Origin of the sequence: Butyrivibrio sp. AC2005 (genome assembly GCF_000424145.1) — a bacterium.
GTDB lineage: Bacteria > Bacillota > Clostridia > Lachnospirales > Lachnospiraceae > Butyrivibrio.
Genome location: NZ_AUJI01000014.1, coordinates 55,540 through 80,196, shown reverse-complemented (window position 1 = coordinate 80,196; position 24,657 = coordinate 55,540). Strand labels below are relative to the sequence as shown.

The window sequence follows — 24,657 nt, the reverse complement described above, 5'->3', positions numbered from 1 at the left end:
GCGATTTCTGCAGTTAGAGGAGGAAATTATGATAACAAAATCTATCGAAATCAAGCTTCCAGGTGGACTTGAGGCACGTCCGGTTGCCGAGTTGGTTCAGCTTGCAAGCCGCTATGACAGCACAGTGCACATCGAGGCACAGTCTAAGAAGGTTAATGCGAAGAGCATCATGGGTATGATGACGCTTAGCCTTAGCAGTGGCGAAGAGGTTACAGTAATTGCTGATGGCTCAGATGAGGCTGATGCAGTTGCAGGTATGGAGAGTTTTCTGATTGGAAATCTGCAGCTTTCTTAATACTAAATAAAATAAATATGTAGAAAGCCCCGGTTGCATTCATTATAATGGATGTAACCGGTTTTTATTTCGTAGATAATGCTTTTTATTTTGGGGAGGCTGTATGAACAAGAAGAGGATGCTGTTTGTCTATAACCCTAAAGCAGGCAAGGAGCGTATAAAAAGTAATTTATTGGATATAATAGATATATTTGTTAAGGCTGGCTATGAAGTAACGGTTCATCCCACACAGGAAGCCGGGGATGCCACAATGGCTGTGGAAAACAGAGAAAGCAGGTACGATATTGTGGCCTGCAGCGGTGGGGATGGTACTCTCGATGAAGTGGTTAACGGCATGTGGAAGTCAAAAAAACGCATTCCGATAGGCTATGTACCTGCGGGATCAACCAATGACTTTGCCATGAGTCTGGGGATACCTTCAACCATGTATGCCTCTGCCGAAGCACTTGTAAACGGGAAGGAATATAAATGTGATATTGGAGTTATGAATGACGAGATTTTCGTCTATATAGCGGCATTTGGCCTATTCACAGATGTTTCATATCTTACAAGACAGGACATAAAGAATGTTTTGGGACATATGGCTTACATACTTGAAGGTGCAAAAAGGCTTTCTGAGATCAGATCTTATCATCTTAAGGTAACTACTGATGAGGAAGTAATCGAGGATGACTTTGTTTTCGGAATGGTCACAAATTCAATCTCTGTGGGTGGATTTAAGGATATTACGGGAAAACATGTAAAGCTTGATGATGGCGTATTTGAGGTTACGCTGGTTAAGCTTCCTGACAACATGCTTGATATGAGTAATCTGATGGCGGCTTTTCTTAACAGAGACATAGATACAGAGCAAATGTACTGCTTTAAGACAAGGCATGTCACATTTGAATCCGATGAAAGTATAGCCTGGACAAGAGATGGAGAATTTGGCGGCGAGCATACATATGTCGACATAAGGAATGAGAATAAGGCACTGACAATACTTGTGCCGGACAAGAGGTAGGGAAATTATATGGACGATTGGCGCTATACCGGTCGTTCATTTTTTGTTCATAAAACGTTTAAAGACTATTAACGCCAGATTATTTCTTGGACAAATATTTTCGATATACTAAAGATGTCAGATGAAGAAAGGCAATACCAATTAAAATTAACTTTTTCATAATAAGCCAAGCAAGTTGTAACTTGCTTGGCTTCCTCCCTTTTTAGGGGTTCTTTAATCAATTATTTCCGGCTCGGGATAATCCACGCCAAAGGTTTCGACTGTAACTGTTTCCATAACCTGATCTGTAGTAGGTCTGTCCATCCAGTCAGTTTCTGTTTCCGCAATCTTATTTACTACGTCCATACCCTCTGTTACTTTACCGAAAGCGGCATAAGCACCATCAAGATGAGGAGCATTCTTGTGCATGATAAAGAATTGTGAGCCTGCTGAATCGGGAATCTGAGTGCGGGCCATGGAAAGGACACCCTCTGTGTGAAGAAGATTGTTCTCAAAGCCGTTCTGAGAGAATTCGCCCTTGATTGAATAGCCCGGGCCGCCCATTCCTGTGCCGTCGGGATCGCCGCCCTGAAGCATAAAGCCCTTAATTACGCGATGGAAGATAACTCCGTCGTAAAAATTGTGATTGATAAGAGAAATGAAATTGTTAACTGTGTTGGGGGCGATTTCGGGGTAAAGCTCAGCCTTGATAACACCGCCATCCTTCATTGTGATAGTTACTATCGGGTTTTTGTTTTCAGCCATTATTATCTCCTTATTATTTCTTTTGTGAAAAAATGAAATTTTGTTACTATTTACGGTTTTTCGTGGTAGAAAACCGCGATTAATTATACAATATACATGAGGTATATAAAAGTTGTTAAGGGAAATCATTTTTTGCTTAAAAAGAAGACCGGGTAAAGCCGTCGGGAAAAAAATAAATAGTGCGACAGAGTATCTGGAGGAAGAAGGCTTTATATGCGAAATCATGATGCCTCAAAATGAAGGGCAGGAGGAGAATCGCATATTCAGATGGCTATGGCCAAGGCTCGGAAACAGAAAACTCGAAGATATGCTCATTGTTTCAGACTCCACAGAGATGGCTGATGAGCTTATTAAGAGAGGCTATTATGTAGTGGGGATTTGGCATGATGAAAACCGCTCAGAGTCTTTTGCCGGGTTAAAATATGTTTTCACGGATATAGAAGAGATAGCCAGGGATTCTTACGAGAAAGCATATCAGAGATATGCCCATCTTCCATGGGAAATTCTGAAAACAAAAAGATGTCTCATACGTGAGACCACGGTTGAGGATGTGGATGATTTCTACAGGATATATGCAGATCCCGAGATGACCAGGTACATGGAGGGGCTTTTCAAAAATCCCGAGGATGAGAAAAAGTATACCAGAGACTATATCGAAAAAGTATATGGACTATTGGGCTTTGGTACATGGACTGTTATCAGAAGGGACGACGGAAGGGTTATAGGACGGGCCGGTTTCAGTGTCCGGAATGGCTTTGATGATATTGAGTTGGGATTTTTAATTGGCACGGAATTTCAAAGGCAGGGCTATGCCTACGAAGTATGTAGTGCAGTTCTTGACTACGGGAAGCAGGTTTTGCAGTTTGAAAAGGTTCAGACCTTTGTCAAAGCGGAAAATGCAGTTTCAATACACCTGTGTGAAAAGCTCGGATTTGAGAAAATTGAAGAGGTTGACATAGAGGAAAATATATATGGAGAAGAGTATCATGACGGTATGAAAGTTGCGCCTTCCGAGGCGAAGTTTGGCAAATATATCAGAATGGTGCTTGATATTTGATTTTTTTTCAGTTACCATACATTTTGTGAAGAAGAGGAAAAATATTACGTAGTACCCAGGATGTTTAGGAGGTATGGATGAATTCAATGGATTTATTTTCGCTAATTGCAGGGCTGCTCGGCGGCCTGGCTCTGTTTATGTATGGTATGAATGTAATGAGTGGCGGACTCACCAAGGCAGCCGGCGGTAAGTTGGAGGCTGCGCTGAGTAAGGTGATCAGTCATCCGATCATTGCATATCTTTTCGGTGTAGGAGTCACTGCACTGGTTCAGTCTTCGTCAGCATCAACCGTAATGGTTGTCGGTCTTGTTAATTCAGGAATCATGACATTAAAAGAGGCAGTAAATGTTATTCTCGGTGCTAACCTCGGTACAACATTTACAGCATGGCTGCTCAGCTTGAATGCCATCAGCAGTGATAATTTTCTTATCAATCTTTTAAAACCTACGTCATTTACCCCGTTTTTGGCTATTATAGGTATCGTTCTTTACATGTTTTCAAAGAGCGATAAAAAGAATAATATCGGTTTGATTCTCATTGGTTTTTCTGTGCTTATGTTCGGAATGAGCATGATGTCAGATGCTGTTTCTCCCCTTAAGAATGACAAGGACTTTCAGAATATTCTCATGACCTTCAGTAATCCTGCAATCGGATTCATGGTCGGTGTATTTTTTACAATGGTAATACAGAGCTCTGCCGGAACAATCGGTATCATGCAGGCTTTGGCGGCATCAGTTCATATACCGTACAGCGTAGCGCTCCCTGTAGTTGTAGGTGCTGAGGTTGGTACCTGTATCACAGCGATTCTTTCATCGCTTGGAGCTAATAAAAACGGTAAGAGAACCGCTCTTATGCATTTGTATTTCAATGTGATAAAAGCGGTGTCCTTCATGATAATATTCTATGCTGTACATAGTTTTGTTCATTTCGCATTTATGGATCATGAAGCCGGAATGGTTGGAATAGCTTCCATTCATACATTGATCAATCTTGTTGCGACACCTCTTATGCTTCCTTTCTCAGGACTTTTGGTTAAGATGGCACTTGCTTCCATACCGATTGACGATAAGGAAAGAGAAGAGCAGGAGGAGATGCAGGGCATCACAAAGCTGGATCCACGTTTCCTTTCAAACCCGCCCTTCGCACTTGAACAGGCGAAGCAGGTTGCCATGGATATGGCTGACTTTGCGAGAGAGGGACTTGAAAAGGCAATTCCGCTGCTTGAGGATTATGACTCCGACAAGGCTGATGAGGTTAGGCGCCTTGAGGAGAAGGTTGACCGTTATGAAGATCAGCTGGGAACTTATTTGATGCAGATTAACAATCATCATCTTGCTGAGACGGATTCAAGAACACTGTCAATAATTCTTCATTGTATGACAGATTTTGAGAGAATAAGTGATCACTCATTGAATATTGCCCAGATTGCCCGCAATATGAAGGATAAGAATGAGCACTTTTCATCAAAGGCAAGTGAGGAAATCAGGATATTCTCCAATGCGGTAAAGGAAATCGTTGATCTGGCATTTCAGTCATTCCAGAATCAGGATCTTAAGCTTGCGAAATCAGTAGAGCCTCTTGAAGAAGTAATTGACGGACTCAACATGGAGGTTAAGAGAAGACATGTAAGACGTCTTCGTAAAGGAAAATGTACCATAGATATGGGCTTTAGCCTGTCAGAGCTGGGTACGGATTATGAGAGAATAGCCGATCACTGTAGTAATATCGCAGTATGTCTTCTGGAGGTCAGTGAGGGATTGTTTGATACTCACGAATATATAGAGCATCTTAAGGAAGAGAAAAATCAGGAATTTGAGATTGCCGTTGATCTTTATGAGAGAAAGTATAGGCTTCCTGCAATGAAGAAGGGCTTCGAAGATGAGGAAGAAATAGATCTTTCATTTGTGGAAAATCATGAAACTATAGTAAGTATCATGAATGACGATGACAGGGAAATAATCGACGAGGCAATGGAAGCTGCCGGAGTATCAAAGAAGGATAAGCTTGCTGAGAAGGTTAAGGACAAGATAAAAGGAAAAGAGAAGTCCAAGGACAAGGAAAAAAGCAAAAAAGATAAAAGCAAGGAAAAAGTAAAGAAAGATAAAAAGGAAAAGGAATAATATGAGTACAAGAGTTATCGAATTAAAAAGAAGCGTATTTGAGAGTAATGATGAGAGAGCAGAGCTTCTTAGAAAAGAGCTTAAGGACAAGGGGATTTTCCTTCTGAATCTCATGTCATCACCCGGATCGGGAAAAACAACAACACTAAAGGCTACAATAGCAGCCCTTAAGGACAAATATAAGATTGGTGTCATGGAAGCAGATATCGATTCTGATGTTGATGCCAAGAAAATCGCTGAGACTGGAGTGAAGGCAATACAGCTTCACACAGGCGGAATGTGCCACCTTGATGCAGATATGACCAGACAGGGCCTTGATGCTCTTGTTGAGGGTGATGTAGAGCTTGCTATCCTTGAGAATGTCGGAAACCTTGTATGCCCGGCTGAGTTCGATACAGGAGCATCCAAGAACGCCATGATCCTTTCAGTACCTGAAGGACATGACAAGCCCCTTAAGTATCCTCTTATGTTCAGCATCTGTGATATGGTCCTTATCAACAAGATTGATGTTGCGCCTTACTTTGATTTTGATCTTGAAAAATGCAAGGAATATATTCACATGAGAAATCCCAAGGCTGAGATCATTCCGATTTGTGCAAAGACCGGCGAGGGTGTTGACAAATTTGCAGAATGGTTAAGCGCTCAGGTTGAGGACTGGAAGAAATAATGACACAAGGAAGAATTCACTCAATAGAAACCTTCGGCTCAGTAGATGGGCCGGGGGTTCGTTTTATCATATTTTTAAAAGGCTGTAATCTCAGGTGCAAATACTGCCACAACGCAGACACCTGGAATCCGGAGACGACAGATCTTCGCAGCGTAGATGAACTCCTAAATAAAGCAGAGAGATACAAAAGCTACTGGGGAGAGGAAGGCGGAATCACTGTAAGTGGTGGAGAACCGCTGCTTCAGATAGACTTCCTCCTGGAGCTTTTTAAGGAAGCGAAGGCCCGCGGTATAAATACCTGCATTGATACGGCAGCAGAACCCTTTACCAGAGAGGAGCCTTTCTTTTCAAAGTTCAAAGAGCTCATGGAGTACACGGATCTGCTTCTGGTAGACATTAAGCACATCGATAATGATGAGCACATCAAGCTTACAGGTAAGCCAAACGGGAACATTAAGGACTGCCTTAAGTTTTTATCAGAGATAAGAAAACCTGTCTGGATAAGACATGTACTGGTTCCGGGAATTACCGATAAGGATGAATATCTTGAGAAGACCAGGGAATTTATCGACACTCTGGGAAATGTACAGAGAGTAGATGTACTTCCTTATCACTCCTTGGGACAATTTAAGTGGGAAGAGCTTGGAATTCCATATCAGCTCGAAGGAGTAGAGGCTCCAAGTCCTGAGCGTGTGGAGAACGCACGGAGAATTCTGAATGATTGACTAAATATACCGTTATGAAGAATAATTAGCAACCCAATATGCCTTCCCCCTCTGGGGGCGCTCAACGTCCGGGGGACGTTGGTTTAGCGCGGACCGGAGCGGAGCGAAGACAGGTGCCCCGAAGGGGCGGATGAGGGCTATATAGAAAAAAACATACAAGTAAACATAATTTTTATGTTAAAAAATTGCCAAAGTTGACAAAAGTTATCAACTTTGGCTTTTTTTCGCGGTTTTAGGTTGAAAAGTTAAGCAGTATATGTAAGAATACCAATCGGGTGTCAATTTGCAGATATACATCTAGTGGTTTATATATCACAATATACAATATATAGTGGTTGTAAAATTTTGGCACACAATTCTTTCCTATTTTGTTGCTTTTGCAACTTTACAATAGAGTCAAGGGTGGTATCGTTTTTTCAGAAAGAGAGGAGCAGATATTATGAGAGACGAATGGAGAGGCTTTAAAGGAAATAAGTGGACTGATGAAGTTAACTTAAGAGACTTTATTCAGAACAACTATACTATGTATGACGGAGACGAGAGTTTCCTTGCTGATGCTACAGAGGCTACAGATAAGCTCTGGGGTAAACTTCAGGAGCTTCAGAAGAAGGAGCGTGAGAACGGAGGCGTTCTTGAGTGCGAGACAGAGGTTGTTTCCGGACTTACAGCTTATGGCCCCGGATATATTGATGAGTCTATGAAGGATCTTGAGACTGTTGTAGGTCTTCAGACAGACAAGCCTCTTAAGAGAGCATTTATGCCTTACGGCGGAATTAAGATGGCTGAGCAGGCTGCTGAGACATACGGCTTTAAGGTAAATGAGAAGTATCACAAGATTTTCACAGAGTATCACAAGACTCACAACCAGGCAGTTTTTGATGCTTATACACCTGAGATGATGGCAGCTCGTCACAGCCACATCGTAACAGGCCTTCCGGATACATACGGACGTGGACGTATCGTGGGCGACTATCGTAGAGTTGCTCTTTACGGTATTGATTTCCTTATTGAGCAGAAGAAGGAAGATTTCTCACTTTGCGGATGCGGCGTTATGACTGATGATGTTATCCGTCAGAGAGAAGAGATCGCTGAGCAGATGAGAGCTCTTCGCGGAATGAAGGAAATGGCAGCTGTTTACGGATTTGACATTTCACAGCCTGCTAAGAATGCAAGAGAAGCAGTTCAGTGGTTATACTTTGGTTATCTTGCAGCTATCAAGACACAGAACGGTGCTGCAATGTCAGTTGGACGTGTTTCCACATTCCTTGATATTTATATTGAGAGAGACCTTAAGGAAGGTACACTTACTGAGTCTGAGGCACAGGAGCTTATCGACCATCTTGTTATGAAATGTCGTATGGTTAAGTTTGCTCGTATCCCCAGCTACAACCAGCTCTTCTCAGGAGATCCGGTTTGGGCAACACTTGAGGTTGGCGGACTTGGCATGGATGGTCGTCACATGGTTACAAAGAACGACTACAGATTCCTTCACACACTTGAGAACATGGGACCTTCACCTGAGCCTAACCTTACAGTACTGTATTCTTCAAGACTTCCTAAGAACTTCAAGAAGTATGCTGCTAAGATTTCAGTTACAACATCTTCAATCCAGTATGAGAACGATGATGTTATGCGTCCTGTATGGGGTGATGATTACAGCATTTGCTGCTGCGTATCAGCTACACAGACAGGTAAAGAGATGCAGTTCTTCGGAGCAAGAGCAAACCTTGCTAAATGTCTTCTTTACGCTATCAACGGTGGTAAGGATGAGAAGTTCCTCGACAAGCAGGGTAACCACATGCAGGTAGGTCCTGAGTATGCACCTATCACATCTGAGTACCTTGATTATGATGAGGTTATGGCTAAGTATGATAAGATGATGGATTGGCTTGCTAGTCTCTATGTAAATATCCTCAACCTTATCCAGTACATGCATGATAAGTACTATTACGAAGCGGCTGAGATGGCTCTTATCGATACAGATGTACGTCGTACATTCGCTACAGGTATCGCAGGCTTCTCACACGTAGTTGATTCACTTTGCGCTATCAAGTATGCAAAGGTTAAGACAGTAAGAGATGAGTCAGGTCTTGTTGTAGATTACAAGATTGAGGGTGACTTCCCTAAGTATGGTAATGATGATGAGAGAGCTGATGAGATCGCTGTATGGCTCCTTAAGACTTTCCTTAAGAAGGTTAAGAAGAACCACACATACAGAAACTCAGAGCCTACAACATCAATCCTTACAATTACTTCAAACGTTGTTTATGGTAAGGCTACAGGTGCTCTTCCGGACGGAAGACCTGCATTTGCTCCTTTTGCACCCGGTGCTAACCCGGCATACGGCGCAGAGCAGAGTGGACTTCTTGCTTCACTTAACTCAGTAGCAAAGCTTCCTTACGAGTATGCACTTGATGGTATTTCAAATACACAGACCATCAATCCCGGTGCACTTGGTCACGATGACGAAGAGCGCGCTGACAAGCTTGTAAACGTTATGGATGGTTACTTTGATCAGGGAGCACACCACCTTAATGTTAACGTATTTGGCGTTGAGAAGCTTAAGGACGCTATGGAGCATCCTGAAAAGCCTGAGTATGCTAACTTCACAATCCGTGTATCAGGATATGCTGTTAAGTTCATCGACCTCACAAGAGAGCAGCAGATGGATGTAATTAACAGAACCTGCCACGAATCAATGTAATTGCTGTAAATATTACGGCGCTCCGAACATACATGTCCGGGGCGCCTGTTTTTATATATGATATTAACCCTTTTTAACCTGTAGACGTTGAGGTTAAAAAGGGTTAATATTTATGTGAATTAGATTAAAACACAGTAACTGGTATGAAAAATGCCTTTTCCAAAGCAATTATGGAAAAGGCATTTTTTTATACTGCCAGATGAAGCAGCTGTGTTGCAATTGTAAAGTACGCCAGTAGCGATATTGCATCTACAATAGTCGTAATCATTGGTGAAGCCATTACTGCAGGGTCAAATCCAAGCTTGTCAGCGCACATAGGAAGAAGGCATCCTATGCTCTTTGCGATGATGACAACAATTACAAGTGTCAGACAAACAACTGCTGCAACAGGAATTGCAAGTTTGTCAATTATAAGCAGCTTCACAAAGTTAGCAACTGAAAGTGTAACACCACAAAGTACAGCGACACGTATTTCCTTCCACCATACCTTGAAGATATCAACAAACTCTATTTCTCCCAGCGACAAACTACGTATAATTGATACACTTGCCTGTGAGCCCGCATTACCACCGGTGTCCATCAGCATTGGAATATAAGCGGTTAGCACAACATATGCAGAAAGTGCATCTGAGAACTTGGTAATAATTGCTCCTGTAAAGGTTGCACTTATCATCAAAAACAGCAGCCAGGGCATTCTGTTTTTATAGATATCAACAATACCGATTCGCGAATATGGCTTATCGGAAGGGATGATAGCTGCCATCTTCTCGATATCCTCGGTAGCCTCTTCTTCAATGATGTCGACAACGTCATCGATGGTGATGATACCGATCATTCGATTCTCGTTATCAACCACAGGCATCACGGTGAAGTCGTACTTCTTGAACATGTTGGCGGCTTCTTCCTGGTCAGTCATAGTGTTAATACTTATGACATGAGTATTCATGATGTCGCCGATTTTTTCATCGCCATCTTTAATAAGAAGATAACGAAGAGCAACTGTACCTACCAGTATTCTCTGGTTTGTTACAACGTAGCAGGTATTTACTGTTTCTGAATCAAGGCCCATTTTCCTTATTCGGGCTATGGCCTGTTCAACTGTCATGTATTCCTTGAGGTCTACATACTCCACAGTCATGATGGAACCTGCGGAATCCTCAGGGTATCTGAGCAGATGGTTTATATCCGCTCTTGTATCAGGTCTTGCATTCGCAAGAATCTTTTTTACTATACTTGCAGGCATCTCTTCCAAAAGGTCTGTAGCATCATCGGCCATCAGGTTATCGATGATGTTGCCGGCTTCTTTATCGGATAGAGATTGAATAATGTACTGCTGATCCTCAATTTCGAGGTTGGCAAATACATCCGCAGCCATGTCCTTAGGCAGGATGCGGAACATTTTTAATGAATCTTCATTTTCCATGTCGTCCATGATAGCAGCGATATCCGCAGTATTCATTTCAGCAAAAGTCTGACGAAGTTTGGTATACTGCTTGCTCTCTAGGAGTTCACGGATTACGTCAATGATTGTGTTTTCTTCCATGGAGATCTCCTTTCGGTGTGGTTTTCTATTAAGTATGTACTTCGAGGCAGAGGATTATCGCTACTTACATGTTTAATCTTCTTCATAAAACCACCACCTTTCATTTGGAGATTTCCCTCTTGGGGATTTGGAATAAGAATACCCGAAAGACAGAATGAAAGCCAGTTGAGGCTTCTATAGAAACTTCCGCGTACATTTTAGTTTAACACATTTATGTATAAAATGGCACGGTTTGTGGGAAAAATATTAAAAAAGAAGCTGTGAATGAATGATTTCTCATTTTTCACAGCTCCCTATAACATTAAAATACTTTTACTTCTGTACTATTGGCTGTTGCAAACGGTCCGGGGATTACAGAAGGATCTCTGTGGGCTCCGAAGTAATCCTTATCAAAGGTGATGGGAGTTCCATCGGGATTCTCAAAGCACTGTTCGGGTTCGAAGGCTTTGCCGAGAGTCTCTGTTGTGAGGACGTTGCAGGTGAAGTCTCCGAGTTTATCAAAGAGATCACTCTTTACATACCAGCTGCCGTCCTTTTCAGAAACAGTAACGGATACCTTTGACTTCTTATCAACAAGCTTGTTCTTTTCTTTCTTATATACAGTTGCGCCATCAAAGTATGCGTTTCCATCAATCCATACAGGAAGGTGTCCAAAGTGTGCCTTTGCAAGGCCGCCCATGTCAGGATTCTTGGTAAAGTCAAACTGATCTTCCCATTCCTCGTAGGTAGGGAAGATATCAAAAGGTGCTGTACCAACTACCTGATAATCGGCATCCTGTGCGGTCTTCTTTTTATCTGTTACCTTATACTGCTGAACGAAGATGTTGTTGTATACTCTGTCATCACCATGAAGGATGGTCATAAAGCCTGCAACCTCGGTGCGGTGACGGATGTGATAAGGAGTATAACGAGGCTCTCTCTGATCGTTAACAATGCTGTCAACGCCTGAGTTAATAAGGCTGAAGCTTCCGAGTACCAGATTGTGGATAACCGCAATGCCCTCACTGGGAATCGTGATAGATACAGGTGAAAGCAGAAGGTTATTATCAATAAGGGTAGGACCATGACCTACCTCGATGAAGACATCGGTATTGAACATAGCACCGGGAGACTGCTCTATTCCTTCAGGTCTGCAGTTATCGTGCATGAGGTTCTGAGTGACTCTTGCACCCTGTGCCTGCCAGTCAAGCCATACACCCATGATACAGTTGTGGATGTGATTTCTTCTGATGGTTACATCAATTGCGGCATGAAGCTTTATACCGGCTGTCTCTGCACCACCAAGCTGTTGTGAATTGCAAACGTGATGGATGTGACAGTCTTCGATTGTTGAGAAGACTCCGCCCATACGGCCTACAATACCGGTCTGTTCGCAATGATGAATATGGCAGCGTCTGATTATGTGATGTCCGATATTCTCCTTTAACCATCCATGATACTGACCGCGGCATACAGCGTCGCGCTCCATCTGAGTGGGACTCTTAACATGCTTGACAGTGAAGTACATGTCGTTTTCGGGATCAAGATATTTTCCCAGGGAGATACCGCAGCATCTGCTGTTGCTGATTTCGCAGTCTTCTATGATCCATCCCTTGCTCCAGTGAGGACCGATCATTCCGTCCTGGTAGGCAGCAGGCGGTGCCCAGGTTGTAGCTGCTTTTGTAATTAAAAATCCGCTGACGGTAATGTAATTAATACCATTTTCATCAGGCATGAAGCAATTTCTTCTTACGCTGATCTCAACCTTTTCCTTATTAGGATCAAAATCCTGAAAGTTTGCATAGATTACTGTTTCATCGCCGTCCTGCTCTGTGTACCAGAGATACTTGGCTTCATCCGGGTGCCAAGCATAAGGGTCAGGTTTTCCTTTTTTGCATTCCTCAAGAGAAGCTGCCTCATACATCATGAGATCATTGATGAAAACAGATCCTGTATGGCGAATGATGGGAGAGAAGTACCAGTCTCCGTAAACCCGCTCAATATAAGGATTGAAATTGCCAAAAACAGAGTTGTTAATTCTTGCGCTATAAACTCCGCCTTTTTCCTTTTTCCAGTTTGTAATTAGCTCAGCACCGGTTATAACGGCACCTAAAGGCTTCTCAGAACGATATGTAATTCTTGCGTTTTCTTCTCCCGCATTTACAGGAACAACACGTTCGCGGTATATACCGGGCTTTACGATTACTTCATCACCCGGACGAGCAATTTTTGCGGCCTCATTAATTTGTCTGAAAGGCCTGTTTTCGCTTCCGTCACCATCGCGGAAAGCATTGGCGTCTACATAATAAATCATACATTTCCTCCCAATACATTAGTAAAAATAAATGATGAATTGTATAAAATATGATTCATCGTACGATTTACGAATTGCCATGTCAATAAGTTGCATAAAAGTTTCCATCAAATAGCAAGAATTATATGCAATATGACAATAAATGAATAGCTATGCGATTTTCCCTAGGCTAGTATTTACTTGTATAAAGGATTGTTTGTCCATAGAAAGAGGATGAACTGAGGAGGTGCAATTTGACTAAGAAAAAAGCGTATTCGTATCAACTTTTCCTATTAGTACTTCCGTTTATAGTGCTGGTTTTACTGTTCAGTTATTACCCGCTATACGGTTGGCTATATGCATTCTATGATTACAAACCACCGAAGACATTGGCAAACAGTGCATTTGTCGGATTCAAGTGGTTTGCATCACTGGTTAGCACAGATGTTAAGGTAAAACAGCTTATCCAGGTATTAAAAAATACATTTGCGATGAGCGGACTTACACTCGGAACAAGCTGGCTTCCTATGCTGTTCGCAGTATTTCTCAATGAGATCAGAGGCGTAAAGTTCAGAAAGTTTGTACAGACAGTAACAACACTTCCTAACTTCGTCAGCTGGGTAATGGTTTACTCCATAGCGTTCTCACTGTTTAACAGTACAGGTATGATGAACTCTCTTCTTATGAAAATGGGAGTTATCAGCACACCGATACTTTTCCTTCAATCATCAGAGCATGTATGGTTCACACAGTGGTTATGGCTTACATGGAAAAATCTCGGATGGGCAGCAATCATGTACATAGCTGCAATATCAAGTATCGATGATGAGCTTATCCAGGCAGCTAAGGTTGATGGAGCAACAAGAATGCAGGTTATCTGGCATATCACTATTCCTAGCCTGCTTCCTACATACTTTGTTCTTTTGGTATTAAATGTTGCCAACTTCCTTAACAACGGAATGGAGCAGTACTACGTATTCCAGAATGCGTTCAACAAAGATTACATTCAGGTTCTTGACCTGTACGTTTACAACATGGCCATGGGTAGTGGCGGTTATTCAGTATCAGTTGCAATTAGTATGTTGAAGAGTCTTGTCAGCCTTGTGTTACTTTTCATAGTTAACAGAGCCTCCAAGTCGATTCGCGGCGAGAGCATTCTCTAAACGGAGGTAAGAAAAATGGCTATTACACATACAATGACAGGTTCGGTAAAAACTATGAAAGATACAAATAACTCTCAGACAAACAAAAAAAGTAAGATGCATGTAAGTGCGGGGGACCGTGCAGTTGAGATAGTCTGCTATATCATCTTCACAATAGCTGCTTTCCTGTGCCTGTATCCCTTCTATTACATAGTTATAAATACAATCAGTGCAAACGATATAAGTGCGAGAGGAGATATTCTTTTCCTCCCACAGCAGATACATTTACACAACTACATATCAGCATTCAGAATTGAGGGGCTTCCTCAGGCATTCAAGATTTCTCTTCTGAGAACAGTTCTTGGAACAGGAGCCACAGTTTTTGCATCAGCTTTTCTTGGATTCATGTTCACACAGGATAAGATGTGGAAGAGAAAGTTCTGGTACAGAGTCGTTGTTGCTACCATGTACTTCAATGCCGGAATTATTCCGTGGTATTTGGTTATGAAGCAGATGCACCTGACCAACAATTTCTGGGGATATATACTTCCTGCAATCGTATCACCCTTCAACCTGATTCTTACAAAGACCTTCGTAGAGTCGGTGCCGAAGGAGCTTCAGGAAGCTGCGGAGATGGATGGAGCAGGAGTGCTTACAGTATTCTTTAGGGTTATCATTCCGGTTATCAAGCCTATCATGGCAACAGTTGCTATTTTCTCAGCTGTCAGCCAGTGGAATGCTTTCCAGGATACACTGCTTCTTATGACAGATACTAAGCTGTATCCCTTACAGTTCGTGCTTTACCAGTACCTGAACCAGGCAAGCTCACTTGCATCACTGGCACAGAGTACATCAAGTACAGCATCACTTGCAGCAGCTGCTGCTACAGCTCAGACCACAACAAGTGTACGTATGACTATTACGGTTATCGTAGTACTTCCTATCATGCTGGTTTACCCGATCTTCCAGAAGTATTTCGTAAAGGGAATCATGATTGGCGCGGTAAAAGGTTGACATTGAACACTTGCCGAGGTTTTTTCGAGGCTAGTGTGAAAGTCGTTCTGGCGAGGGCTTTAGCCCGAGAGCAGAACTTCCTTATGAATCTAACTCCTAAGTGGGTGTAGATAGAAGGTTTTCTAGAAAAAGGAGGAATGAAAAATGAAATTGAAAAAACTTTCATCTCTGGCACTTACAGCAATCGTTACTGTAAGTATGCTGGCCGGATGTGGTGGAAGCACAGGCGCTGACACTACTACAGGCGGTGGGGACACAAGCACAGAGACAAGCACAGAGTCAGCAGGCTCCGAGAGCGCTGACAGCACAGAGGCTACAGAAGGTGGGGAAACAGCTGAGGCTGCTCCTGCAGCTAATCATGATGAGACCTACACAGTAGATTTCTACGATGTAGCAGCTAACTTCCAGGGTGTGCAGCCCGGATGGTATGGCAAGATTGTTAAGGACAAGTTCAATATGGATCTTAACATCATTGCACCTCAGGTATCAGGTGATGGTGCAGCACTTTATCAGACAAGATGCGCAGCAGGTGCTCTTGGTGATCTTATCATCCTTGATAATGCAGATGCTGCAGAGTGCGTAGATTCAGGACTTATCCATGATCTTACAGATGTACTTTCACAGTATCCTAACCTTATGAAGTATGAGAAGCAGATCAAAGAGTTCAACTCTCAGATCGGCGATGGCTCCAAGATTTATTGTATTCCGCTTGAAATGAACAACAACGGACCTACAGATTACAAGCAGCTTCACGTATATTCTTATCCTCGTATGGGATGGGATATGTACAACGAGGTTGGTGCTCCTGAGCTTAAGAACCTTGACGATCTTCTTGCTTGCCTTAAGTCAATCCAGGATGCTCATCCGACAAACGAGAACGGCGATCCCGCATATGCAATCAGCATGTGGAAGGATTGGGATTCACAGTACATGGAGAACGTAGCTCAGCTTACAAAGTGGTATGGACAGGAAGTTAACGGCTCCGTGCTTATCGGTACAGACAACAGCATCGCGCCTATCACAGACAAGGATGGTGCGTACTATAAGATGCTTAAGTTCTTCTATCAGGCAAACCAGATGGGACTTGTTGATCCCGATTCTGCAACTCAGGACTGGAACGCAATTGTTTCCAAGATGCAGGATAAGAGAGTATACCTCTACTGGTATAGCTGGCAGTATGGTTTCTGGAACAGCCCTGCAAGAGGTAACGAGGGAACCAACTACGTTGAAATCCCTGTAGCAGATACAAACCTTTATCAGCCATCAGACACCTATTACGGTGATGGACGTGTTCTCTGTGTTGGTTCACAGGTTGACGATGCTAACTTCGCAAGACTTATGGAGTTCCTTGACTGGTACGCTTCACCCGAGGGTGTTCAGATCCAGCATGCAGGTACAGAAGGTCTTACATACACAATCGAAGATGGCAAGTACACACTTACAGAGGACGGCCTTAACAGATTCTCAGCAGAAGTTCTTGTTCCTGAAGAACTCGGCGGCGGCAACTGGAACGATGGTAACAACCAGATCAACCAGTGGATCGTAGCTTCCTGTGATGTTAACCCTGAGACAGGCGAGCCTTATGCTTCAGATATGTGGTCAACAACAATCGAGATGAACAAGACAAAGACAACTAATGAGTGGTCTGAGAAGTTCGGTGCAGCAGATGACGTTGAGTACTTAAAGAACAACAACATGATGACAGTTGTTCCTTCAATCAACATTGCTCTTGCAATCGATACAACAGATGTCAGCCTTATCCGTAAGCAGTGCGGCGATGTTATCAAGGATTCCTCATGGAGAATGGTATTTGCAAAGGATGATGCAGATTTCGATGCTCAGTGGGATGATATGGTAAGTCAGCTTCAGGGTCTTGGATTTGATGATCTTGTAGCATTCGATACAGAGAAGTATCAGCCTATGCTTGATGCCAGAAAAGCAGCTCAGTAATGGAATAATAACAAGTAATGGAAGCATCCTGATAGTCAGAAGTGACTATTGGGATGCTTTTTTAAATTGTGTAAAAATATAATAAATTAATAGGAATTTTAGAAAAACTCAATACTGTATTATTGTGAAAGGAATGCTAAAGCGGTAAAATATTAATACTATAATCTATTTCATAGCTAATTATATTTTGAGTGATATAAAGGAGAGATGAAATGATCAAAACAATGAGGGAGAGATTGAAAAAAGGTTTTACGTTGGCGGAGCTTTTAATTGTAGTTGCGATCATAGCAGTTCTTGTTGCAATTGCAATCCCCACCTTTACAAATCAGTTGGAAAAGGCGAGGGAAGCTACTGATGCTGCGAATATCAGAGCGCTTTATGCTGAGGTAATGGCAGAATACCTTGAAACAGGAAAGGCAGTTGGAGCTAAGACTGCACCTGTTCAGCAGAAGAAAGAAGGTTGGCAGTCTGAGATTGCATGGCCAAGTGGAATTAACCCACCGGCAGCAAAGACTTCAGGAAGTTGGTCTGTATCTTGCAATGATGATGGCGAGCTTAGCGTAAACTGATGTTTTCTGACTATCTTACAGGGAAATAATGATGAAATTAAAAGGCAGTAAAGGATTATCCAGAGTAGTGGTTCTTATAGCGCTTATTGCACTTGCACTTGTTGCAATTATTGTTGTAAGAATTGCGCGTAATAATATTAATAATTCGTTGGAAGACATGGATAATGAGATAGTTATTGCTGCAGAACGTAAGGCATCGCTTGAGCTTGTGCAGAATGATCTGTTCACAGAGGCTGTTTATGATGCTGAAAACAAGAAGTTTGTTGATCCACTGAAAGCGAAGACAACTGTCGTGCCATATGGATCCTCAAAGGAGCATCAGGGAAAGTACCTGTTAATTACAATTGCAGAAGATCAGAGTGTAATAACCGAATGGGTTAAACCATAACATTTCTTAGTTGGTAATGCAGGGGGAAATATGCCAAAGAAGAGAATCGGTGACCTGCTCATAGAGAGAGGTCTGATCAATGAGAATGAGTTGCAGTATGCACTTGAAATGCAGAAACAAACGCATGAAAAACTTGGTGAAGTTCTTATAAATAATAAAATAGTTACTCCGGATGATATTGCACAGACTCTGGCAATTCAGTTGGAGGTCGACTATATAGATCTTGCGAAGGTAAGTATTAAGCAGGAGATGGCAAAACTTGTCCAGCGTAATACTGCTAAGCAGAATCACCTTGTTCCGGTACAAAAGGAAGGGGATACGCTTTATGTGGCTATGGATGATCCCCTTAATTATTATGCGCTTGATGAAGTGCGTAAGGCGACAAATTTAAAAATTGTACCGCTAATTTCGACGCATGTTGCCGTGGAGAGAGCCATAAATACATTGTATGGCAATGAGAATGCAAAGCAGGCAATAGCTGACTATAAGAAAGAAATCGGACATGATGGTGGGACAGAGTCACCATTATCAGGTTTTGACTATGTCATAACCTCAAATTCATTAAGTAGGGACAGTGAAAGTGCTCCCACTATTCGTCTTGTAAATTCCATTATTGAGAGAGCGGTTGCAGAACGTGCATCTGATATTCACTTTGAGCCAAGAGAAACAGATATGGATGTCAGGATGCGTATTGATGGTGTCCTAAGGGATATTCTGAAAGTGCCAAATGAAGTTACTGCAGCTGTATTGGCGAGAATAAAGACTATGTCCGGAATGGATGTGGCAGAAAAAAGAATTCCCCAGGATGGCAGATTCGCTGTCAGTGTTCTTAATAAAAGTATAGACATGCGTGTATCTACTCTACCGATAGCGTGGGGAGAGAAAATAGTATGTCGTCTTCTGGATAAATCCAATACAGAAATTGATAAAGAAATGCTGGGACTTCGCTCAGATGATATGGAGAAGTATGAGAAACTGATACACTATAAAAATGGTGTAATGCTTCTTGTAGGTCCTACAGGATCCGGTAAAACCACTACCATGTATGCGATGCTTAATGAGCTTAATACAAGGGATGTTAATCTGGTTACACTGGAGGATCCTATAGAATATAACCTTGATGGTCTTAATCAGGTTCAGGTAAATACCAAGACCAATATGACCTTTGCAAATGGACTAAGAGCGATTCTTCGTCAGGATCCCGATATAGTATCTGTAGGTGAGATACGTGACGGAGAAACAGCAGAGATATGTCTGAGAGCGGCCCTTACAGGACGTTTTGTTATGAGTACAATTCATACTAACGACGCAGTGGGTGCAATTGACAGACTTGAGGATTTGGGTGTTGAGCCATATCTGATTTCCGCCACTCTTAGAGGAGTTATTTCTCAGAGACTTGTCAGACGGGTTTGTCCGTATTGTGCAGAGGAATATGAGCCTCAAAGAGATGAAGTTGAAAGACTTGGAGTAAAAATAAAACCCGGAACAAAGTTTAAGTTCGGTAAAGGATGTCAACACTGCTTCAATACAGGATATTCCGGAAGAATTGCCATATTTGAGATAATGATGGTGACACCTCAGATTGCAGAACTTATATATCATAAAGCCGGAAGAGGCGAGATAGAAAAAGAGCTGAAAAAGGAAGACTCGGATTTCGTATCACTTAAAGAGTCGGGTGTAAAGCTTATTGAAGAAGGTGTGACTACGGTTTATGAAGTATTAAGAGTAACAAATGAAAATATGTAGCATGGGAATCGTAGTTAAGAGGTACATGCCATGATGACATTAGATGAAATGGTTGCCGGAGCAAAGGCTGAAGGTGCATCAGACATACATATTATATGTGGGATTCCGCCAAAGGTTAGGAAAAATGGTGAGCTGGAGAATATTGTAGATACCCCGGTTACCAGAGAAGAGTGCATTAGTATAGCGAAAAGCCTAACCAAAACAGAAGAGGCTTTTAATGAATTTCTAAAAGTTGGCGAATTCGATGCTGCAGATACCTTTGCAGGAAGCAGATGTCGTATACATCTTTTTAAGCAGCGTGAAGTACCTTCACTTGCGCTTAGAATATTGTCAGAGTATATACCGGAGTTGGGAACGTTAGGACTTCCTTTGGGAGTGCTTGATCTTCCGAAGCTTCATAAGGGAATTGTGCTTGTAACAGGTGAAACAGGATCCGGTAAATCCACTACACTGGCAGCAATACTTGATGATATAAATCATCATTATAAGAAACATATAGTCACTCTGGAAGACCCGATTGAGTATGTGTATACGCCGGATCTTTGCGCAATAAATCAAAGAGAAATAGGAAAAGATACAGAGAGTTTTTCGATGGGGCTTAGAGCTTCATTAAGAGAAGATCCTGATGTTATTCTTATCGGAGAAATGCGAGACAGAGATACGATAGAAACGGCTATAACAGCTGCAGAAACAGGACATCTTGTCTTTGGAACGCTTCATACAGGAAGTGCTTCGGATTCCATAGATCGTATGGTTCAGGTATTTCCTGAGGGGGCTCAGCAGCAGATAAGGCTTCAGCTCTCAATGGTACTGCAGGCGGTACTTACACAACAGCTTATCAAGAAAAAAGACGGTGGAAGAGCGCTTGCAGCAGAGTACATGATTGTTACTGATGCAATCAGAAACCTTATCAGAACAGGGAATACTCCGCAGATTGCAAATGCAGTTGCTACAAGTGCCGAAATAGGCGGACAGACAATGGATCAGTCAATAGTGATGCTGGTAAGAAAAGGACTGATATCAAGAGACAGCGCACTATATTATGCAGTAAATAAGGACTTCGTTTCCAGAAACATGAACTAACCACTTAAGACATATTCTATGGGGGAAATATGAATAGCTACAAGTATACAGCACTAACGGCTTCGGGGGAAAAAGTCAACGGAATGCTGGAAGCAATCGATCAGCTTGAAGCTACTGCTAAAATAAAACAACAGTATGATGCAGTGCTTTCTATAAAAGAATTGCATGGAAAGGGTATGGTACTTCCTGAGTTTTTAGTGGCGGATATTGGAGGTAAAAGGCTGGATTCCAAAGCTTTTACTCTTATGTGCAGCCAATTCGCGACAATTTTGTCTGCAGGAATACCCATATCAAGAGCGGTTAAGCTTATTGGTGATAAGACTGCTAATAAAGTGCTAAAAAAACTTCTTGCGAAAGTGTTCGAGGATGTAGAAGCAGGAAGATCAATTTCAACCTCTTTCCAGGACCACGGAGGCGACTTTTTACCACCGACATTCAGTGAAACATTAAGAGCCGGAGAAGAAGCAGGAGATCTTGCAGGCGCTTTTGATTCCATGTTCAGACATTTTGACAAGCAGACTAAAATGGGTGCAAAAGTAAGAAATGCAATGAGCTATCCTTTGTTTGTTCTGGCTGTGGCTGTTTTGGTTGTAATAGTGATGATGGCTAAAGTTGTTCCGACTTTTACCGCAATATTTGACGAAATTGGCGGACAATTGCCTCTTCCGACAAGGATGCTGATTGCTATCTCCAATTTTTTCAAAGACAATATAATTATTATTCTGTTGGTAATTGCAATCATTATTGTTTCTTACTACTTATACAAAAGGACGCCGGGAGGCGCCTACAAGCTTTCGCAAATTCAGCTAAAGCTTCCTGTGCTTGGAAATATTGCAGAACTTAATGCTGCAAGCCTGTTTGCAAATACAATGGCAACCATGATAGGCGCAGGAATTCCAATGACCAAGGCTGTCAGCATAACTTCAAAGGTAATGACCAATGAAGTTTACAGGAAAAAAATAGAGGGTATGGTTTCCAAAATTGAAGAAGGACGTACCGTAGTTGATTCCATGCGTGATACAGAGGTTATGCCTGACATACTTACGGATATGGTTGGTGTTGGAGAAGAGACAGGTGAAATGAAACACACCCTTGATGTAATCGCTGCTTACTACGATAACGAACTGGAGCAGGCGGTTACAAAGGCTATTGCGATGCTTGAGCCTGCGCTTTTGATATTTATAGCTGTTGTTGCAGGATTTATTGTAATAGCAATATACATGTCTATGTTCAGCATGTATCAGGGGTTGTGATTTGACAGAAGGGGTATACAACATAGCCTGTATAGCAGTATTTGGACTTATATTTGGGTCATTTCTGAATTGTATGGCTATGCGGATTGTAAGAAATGAAGATTTTGTCAAAGACAGAAGCCGCTGCAGGGATTGCGGACATAAGCTTGGGGCGATTGATCTGATTCCTGTTTTGAGTTATGTGCTAAGCAGAGGGAAGTGCAGATATTGTGGCAAAAAAATATCTGTAAGATATCCGGTTACAGAGCTTATATTTATGTTTTTATCGGTTTTCCTCTATGCTTTTACAAAGCCCGATATGCTTCTGTTCTGTAAAAACTGGGTTTTGACCGGTTGCCTTTTTGCTATGGCATTGGTTGATCTTGAGATACTTGAAATACCGAATGGTCTTCTTATAACAGCTTTTTTTAACTGGGTATTTTTTTCTCTGCTCGAGGTTGTAACAGGAGACTGGAGCATAAAGGATTTGGGTTTCGGGTTATTGGCAGGAGTTATTGCAGGGGCAGTAATGCTTACACTCAGCCTTATAATGGACAGAATCCTCAAAAGGGATAGTCTTGGAGGCGGGGATATAAAACTATTTGCAATACTGGGATTGTATCTTGGATTTGCAGGAGCTTATGAACTTGTTATTTTGTCCTGTGTATTAGGACTAATGTTTGCAATGGCGAGAAAAATTATAGATCCAAAGGCGACAAAAGAGTTTCCTTTTGGACCTGCTATAGCAACAGCATCATACATATTACTTATAATTGGCAACGATATAACAGACTGGTATTTACGAATGCTATGAGAGGGGAGAACTAATGGCAAATAAGCAGGCTGTTTTAGGAATAAGCGTCACACATGGAAGACTGGCAATGACCTTGATGAGAGGCGGGGTAGTCCGCAAATCATATTGGGAAGAATTGCCGGATAATATAGTTGAGGGTAATAAAATTATTTCTCATCATCTTTTTGCTGAGTTTTTAAAAGAGCAGATAAAAGATAAGGAAATTAAGTGCAAAAATGCAGCTTATGTAATAGCAGACAGCGAAATATTTGTACGTAAGATTACAACCCCCAGGCTTTCTGATGAACAGATCAGATATAACATCCCCTTTGAGTTTAAGGACTTCATTCAGGGGGAATTGAATCAGTATGTTTATGACTATGTAAAGAGAATTGATGAAAAAGGCGGTGAGGAATCAAACAGTATAAGCCTTCTTGCATATGCAGTTCCGCTGGATCTTATTACGGGATTACGTGAGACCTTGAAGCTTGCCGGTTTGAAGCTTGTTAAAGCATTGCCGGAAACTTCCGTGTATGAGGCGCTTCTAAATGCTCTTGGAGTAGAGGAGGAAGTTAAAAAAGAGCGCTGCTTTATGGATATTGGTCGCCGTAATATCCGAATGATGGTTTTTAAAAATGGCGAATTCAAGTTGTCACAGATGCTGGATATAGGAGAGGACAACGTGATAAATGCCATAGCGGATGAGCTGAATGTTGATTCGCATCTGGCTGTAACATATCTCAGAAACAGATATAACGATTGTGACAAGCTTCCTGCTGCAGTAAATGCATACAAAGATATATCAATAGAAATTCTGAAAGGGCTGAATTTCTATGAGACATCAGATATGACAGCAAGGCTGAATGATGTGGTCCTTTGCGGTACGGGTGCGATGACAGAGCCATTGGTAGAAATGCTAAAGACTCGAATTGATAAAAATGTCCAGACAATGGATGAATTATTCCCCAAGTATAGCAAGCAGAAGGAAATAAATGTTACGTATGGTTCAGTCGGAATCATATTGAGCGATGCAGTTGGGGTTGAAACCAATAGTAATCTGGCTTCTGCCGGAGAAAAGGACAAAAAGAATATTTGGGTGATATTGGGAATTGTGGCTGCTTTAGTTGTCGCTTTTCTCATAGTAGGCAAATTTACATTTGTAGACAGAATGCGAGTCCTTGAAAATGAGAGACATAAGGCTGCACTTTTACAGGAACAGATTGATGCACAGTATGAGCAAATCAACAGTGCAGAGACTCTTACGGTAGAATATAGTCATTATACGTGGGATACAATGAATGAAGAAGAACGCACAAGGGTAAGCAGACTTGAAGCCGCAAGTATTGTCGATCTGATAGGCAGTCAGGGAATGAAGGTTACCTACATGGATACGGTAAAGGGGACAATGACAATAGACCTGACGGCGCGCACTTTGGAGGAGGTAAGCAAACTTACTAATTTCTTGAGGGAGCAGGACATTATTGAGAGCTGTTCAGTTGTGTCCGCAAAAACAATTATAGATGATATAACGACAGAAGCCATTGAATCAGGTGTAAATGCTGAGATTAAAGTGTATCTTATAACGAAGTCTTCTGATAAGGAGAAATAAA

Annotated in this window: 20 protein-coding genes; 17 read left to right on the top strand and 3 right to left on the bottom strand. The window is 41.9% G+C overall.

What is annotated here, in order from left to right; genetic code table 11:
* Positions 1-28: 28 nt before the first annotated feature.
* On the top strand, positions 29-295 hold the full coding sequence (locus G602_RS0105090) for an HPr family phosphocarrier protein (RefSeq protein ID WP_026657994.1): 267 nt from the start codon (positions 29-31) through the stop codon (positions 293-295).
* 103 nt (positions 296-398) lie between these two features.
* On the top strand, positions 399-1,298 hold the full coding sequence (locus G602_RS0105085) for a diacylglycerol/lipid kinase family protein (RefSeq protein ID WP_026657992.1): 900 nt from the start codon (positions 399-401) through the stop codon (positions 1,296-1,298).
* Between the two features lie 213 nt (positions 1,299-1,511).
* On the opposite strand, the gene G602_RS0105080 is transcribed toward G602_RS0105085, so the two are convergent.
* Entirely contained in the window at positions 1,512-2,042 is a 531-nt protein-coding gene (locus tag G602_RS0105080) for a peptidylprolyl isomerase (RefSeq protein ID WP_026657991.1), read from the bottom strand.
* 112 nt (positions 2,043-2,154) lie between these two features.
* Here G602_RS0105080 and G602_RS28600 point away from each other — a divergent pair, with 112 nt between their 5' ends.
* The 5 genes from G602_RS28600 to pflB all read left to right on the top strand — a co-directional run bounded on the left by G602_RS28600 (position 2,155) and on the right by pflB (position 9,315).
* A complete protein-coding gene (locus G602_RS28600; protein WP_049945066.1) occupies positions 2,155-3,099 on the top strand; it encodes a GNAT family N-acetyltransferase in 945 nt (314 codons plus the stop codon).
* A 77-nt stretch (positions 3,100-3,176) separates the two neighbouring features.
* Positions 3,177-5,219: a Na/Pi cotransporter family protein gene (locus tag G602_RS25260; RefSeq protein ID WP_155829694.1), complete on the top strand. Its 2,043-nt coding sequence runs from the start codon at positions 3,177-3,179 to the stop codon at positions 5,217-5,219.
* 1 nt (position 5,220) lies between these two features.
* Positions 5,221-5,886 carry a hydrogenase nickel incorporation protein HypB gene (gene hypB / locus G602_RS0105065; RefSeq protein ID WP_026657990.1) on the top strand — a complete coding sequence of 222 codons (666 nt, stop codon included), beginning with the start codon at positions 5,221-5,223 and terminating at the stop codon, positions 5,884-5,886.
* Positions 5,886-6,611, top strand: a complete 726-nt coding sequence (gene pflA / locus G602_RS0105060) for a pyruvate formate-lyase-activating protein (protein WP_026657989.1) — start codon at positions 5,886-5,888, stop codon at positions 6,609-6,611. The genes hypB and pflA overlap by 1 nt, the downstream gene beginning before the upstream one ends.
* A gap of 439 nt (positions 6,612-7,050) precedes the next feature.
* Positions 7,051-9,315: a formate C-acetyltransferase gene (gene pflB, locus G602_RS0105055; RefSeq protein ID WP_026657988.1), complete on the top strand. Its 2,265-nt coding sequence runs from the start codon at positions 7,051-7,053 to the stop codon at positions 9,313-9,315.
* Between the two features lie 187 nt (positions 9,316-9,502).
* On the opposite strand, the gene mgtE is transcribed toward pflB, so the two are convergent.
* Positions 9,503-10,858 (bottom strand): magnesium transporter, encoded by a 1,356-nt coding sequence (gene mgtE, locus G602_RS0105050; RefSeq protein WP_026657987.1) that lies wholly within the window; start codon positions 10,856-10,858, stop codon positions 9,503-9,505.
* A 301-nt stretch (positions 10,859-11,159) separates the two neighbouring features.
* Positions 11,160-13,151, bottom strand: a complete 1,992-nt coding sequence (locus G602_RS0105045) for a right-handed parallel beta-helix repeat-containing protein (protein WP_026657986.1) — start codon at positions 13,149-13,151, stop codon at positions 11,160-11,162.
* A 233-nt stretch (positions 13,152-13,384) separates the two neighbouring features.
* Here G602_RS0105045 and G602_RS0105040 point away from each other — a divergent pair, with 233 nt between their 5' ends.
* The 10 genes from G602_RS0105040 to pilM all read left to right on the top strand — a co-directional run bounded on the left by G602_RS0105040 (position 13,385) and on the right by pilM (position 24,656).
* On the top strand, positions 13,385-14,293 hold the full coding sequence (locus G602_RS0105040; protein ID WP_026657984.1) for an ABC transporter permease subunit: 909 nt from the start codon (positions 13,385-13,387) through the stop codon (positions 14,291-14,293).
* 54 nt (positions 14,294-14,347) lie between these two features.
* A complete protein-coding gene (locus G602_RS0105035; RefSeq protein ID WP_026657983.1) occupies positions 14,348-15,286 on the top strand; it encodes a carbohydrate ABC transporter permease in 939 nt (312 codons plus the stop codon).
* Between the two features lie 144 nt (positions 15,287-15,430).
* On the top strand, positions 15,431-17,236 hold the full coding sequence (locus tag G602_RS0105030) for a sugar ABC transporter substrate-binding protein (RefSeq protein ID WP_026657982.1): 1,806 nt from the start codon (positions 15,431-15,433) through the stop codon (positions 17,234-17,236).
* A gap of 212 nt (positions 17,237-17,448) precedes the next feature.
* Entirely contained in the window at positions 17,449-17,805 is a 357-nt protein-coding gene (locus G602_RS31790) for a type IV pilin protein (RefSeq protein ID WP_049945065.1), read from the top strand.
* A gap of 28 nt (positions 17,806-17,833) precedes the next feature.
* The gene (locus G602_RS0105020; protein ID WP_155829693.1) at positions 17,834-18,193 is read left to right on the top strand and encodes a hypothetical protein; all 360 of its coding nucleotides are present in this window, start codon (positions 17,834-17,836) and stop codon (positions 18,191-18,193) included.
* A gap of 30 nt (positions 18,194-18,223) precedes the next feature.
* Positions 18,224-19,939, top strand: a complete 1,716-nt coding sequence (locus tag G602_RS0105015) for a GspE/PulE family protein (RefSeq protein ID WP_026657980.1) — start codon at positions 18,224-18,226, stop codon at positions 19,937-19,939.
* 30 nt (positions 19,940-19,969) lie between these two features.
* On the top strand, positions 19,970-21,022 hold the full coding sequence (locus tag G602_RS0105010) for a type IV pilus twitching motility protein PilT (RefSeq protein ID WP_242835489.1): 1,053 nt from the start codon (positions 19,970-19,972) through the stop codon (positions 21,020-21,022).
* A gap of 29 nt (positions 21,023-21,051) precedes the next feature.
* Positions 21,052-22,275, top strand: a complete 1,224-nt coding sequence (locus G602_RS0105005) for a type II secretion system F family protein (protein ID WP_026657977.1) — start codon at positions 21,052-21,054, stop codon at positions 22,273-22,275.
* A 1-nt stretch (position 22,276) separates the two neighbouring features.
* Positions 22,277-23,068: a prepilin peptidase gene (locus tag G602_RS0105000; RefSeq protein ID WP_026657976.1), complete on the top strand. Its 792-nt coding sequence runs from the start codon at positions 22,277-22,279 to the stop codon at positions 23,066-23,068.
* A 13-nt stretch (positions 23,069-23,081) separates the two neighbouring features.
* Positions 23,082-24,656, top strand: a complete 1,575-nt coding sequence (gene pilM, locus G602_RS0104995) for a pilus assembly protein PilM (RefSeq protein WP_026657975.1) — start codon at positions 23,082-23,084, stop codon at positions 24,654-24,656.
* Position 24,657: the final 1 nt, after the last annotated feature.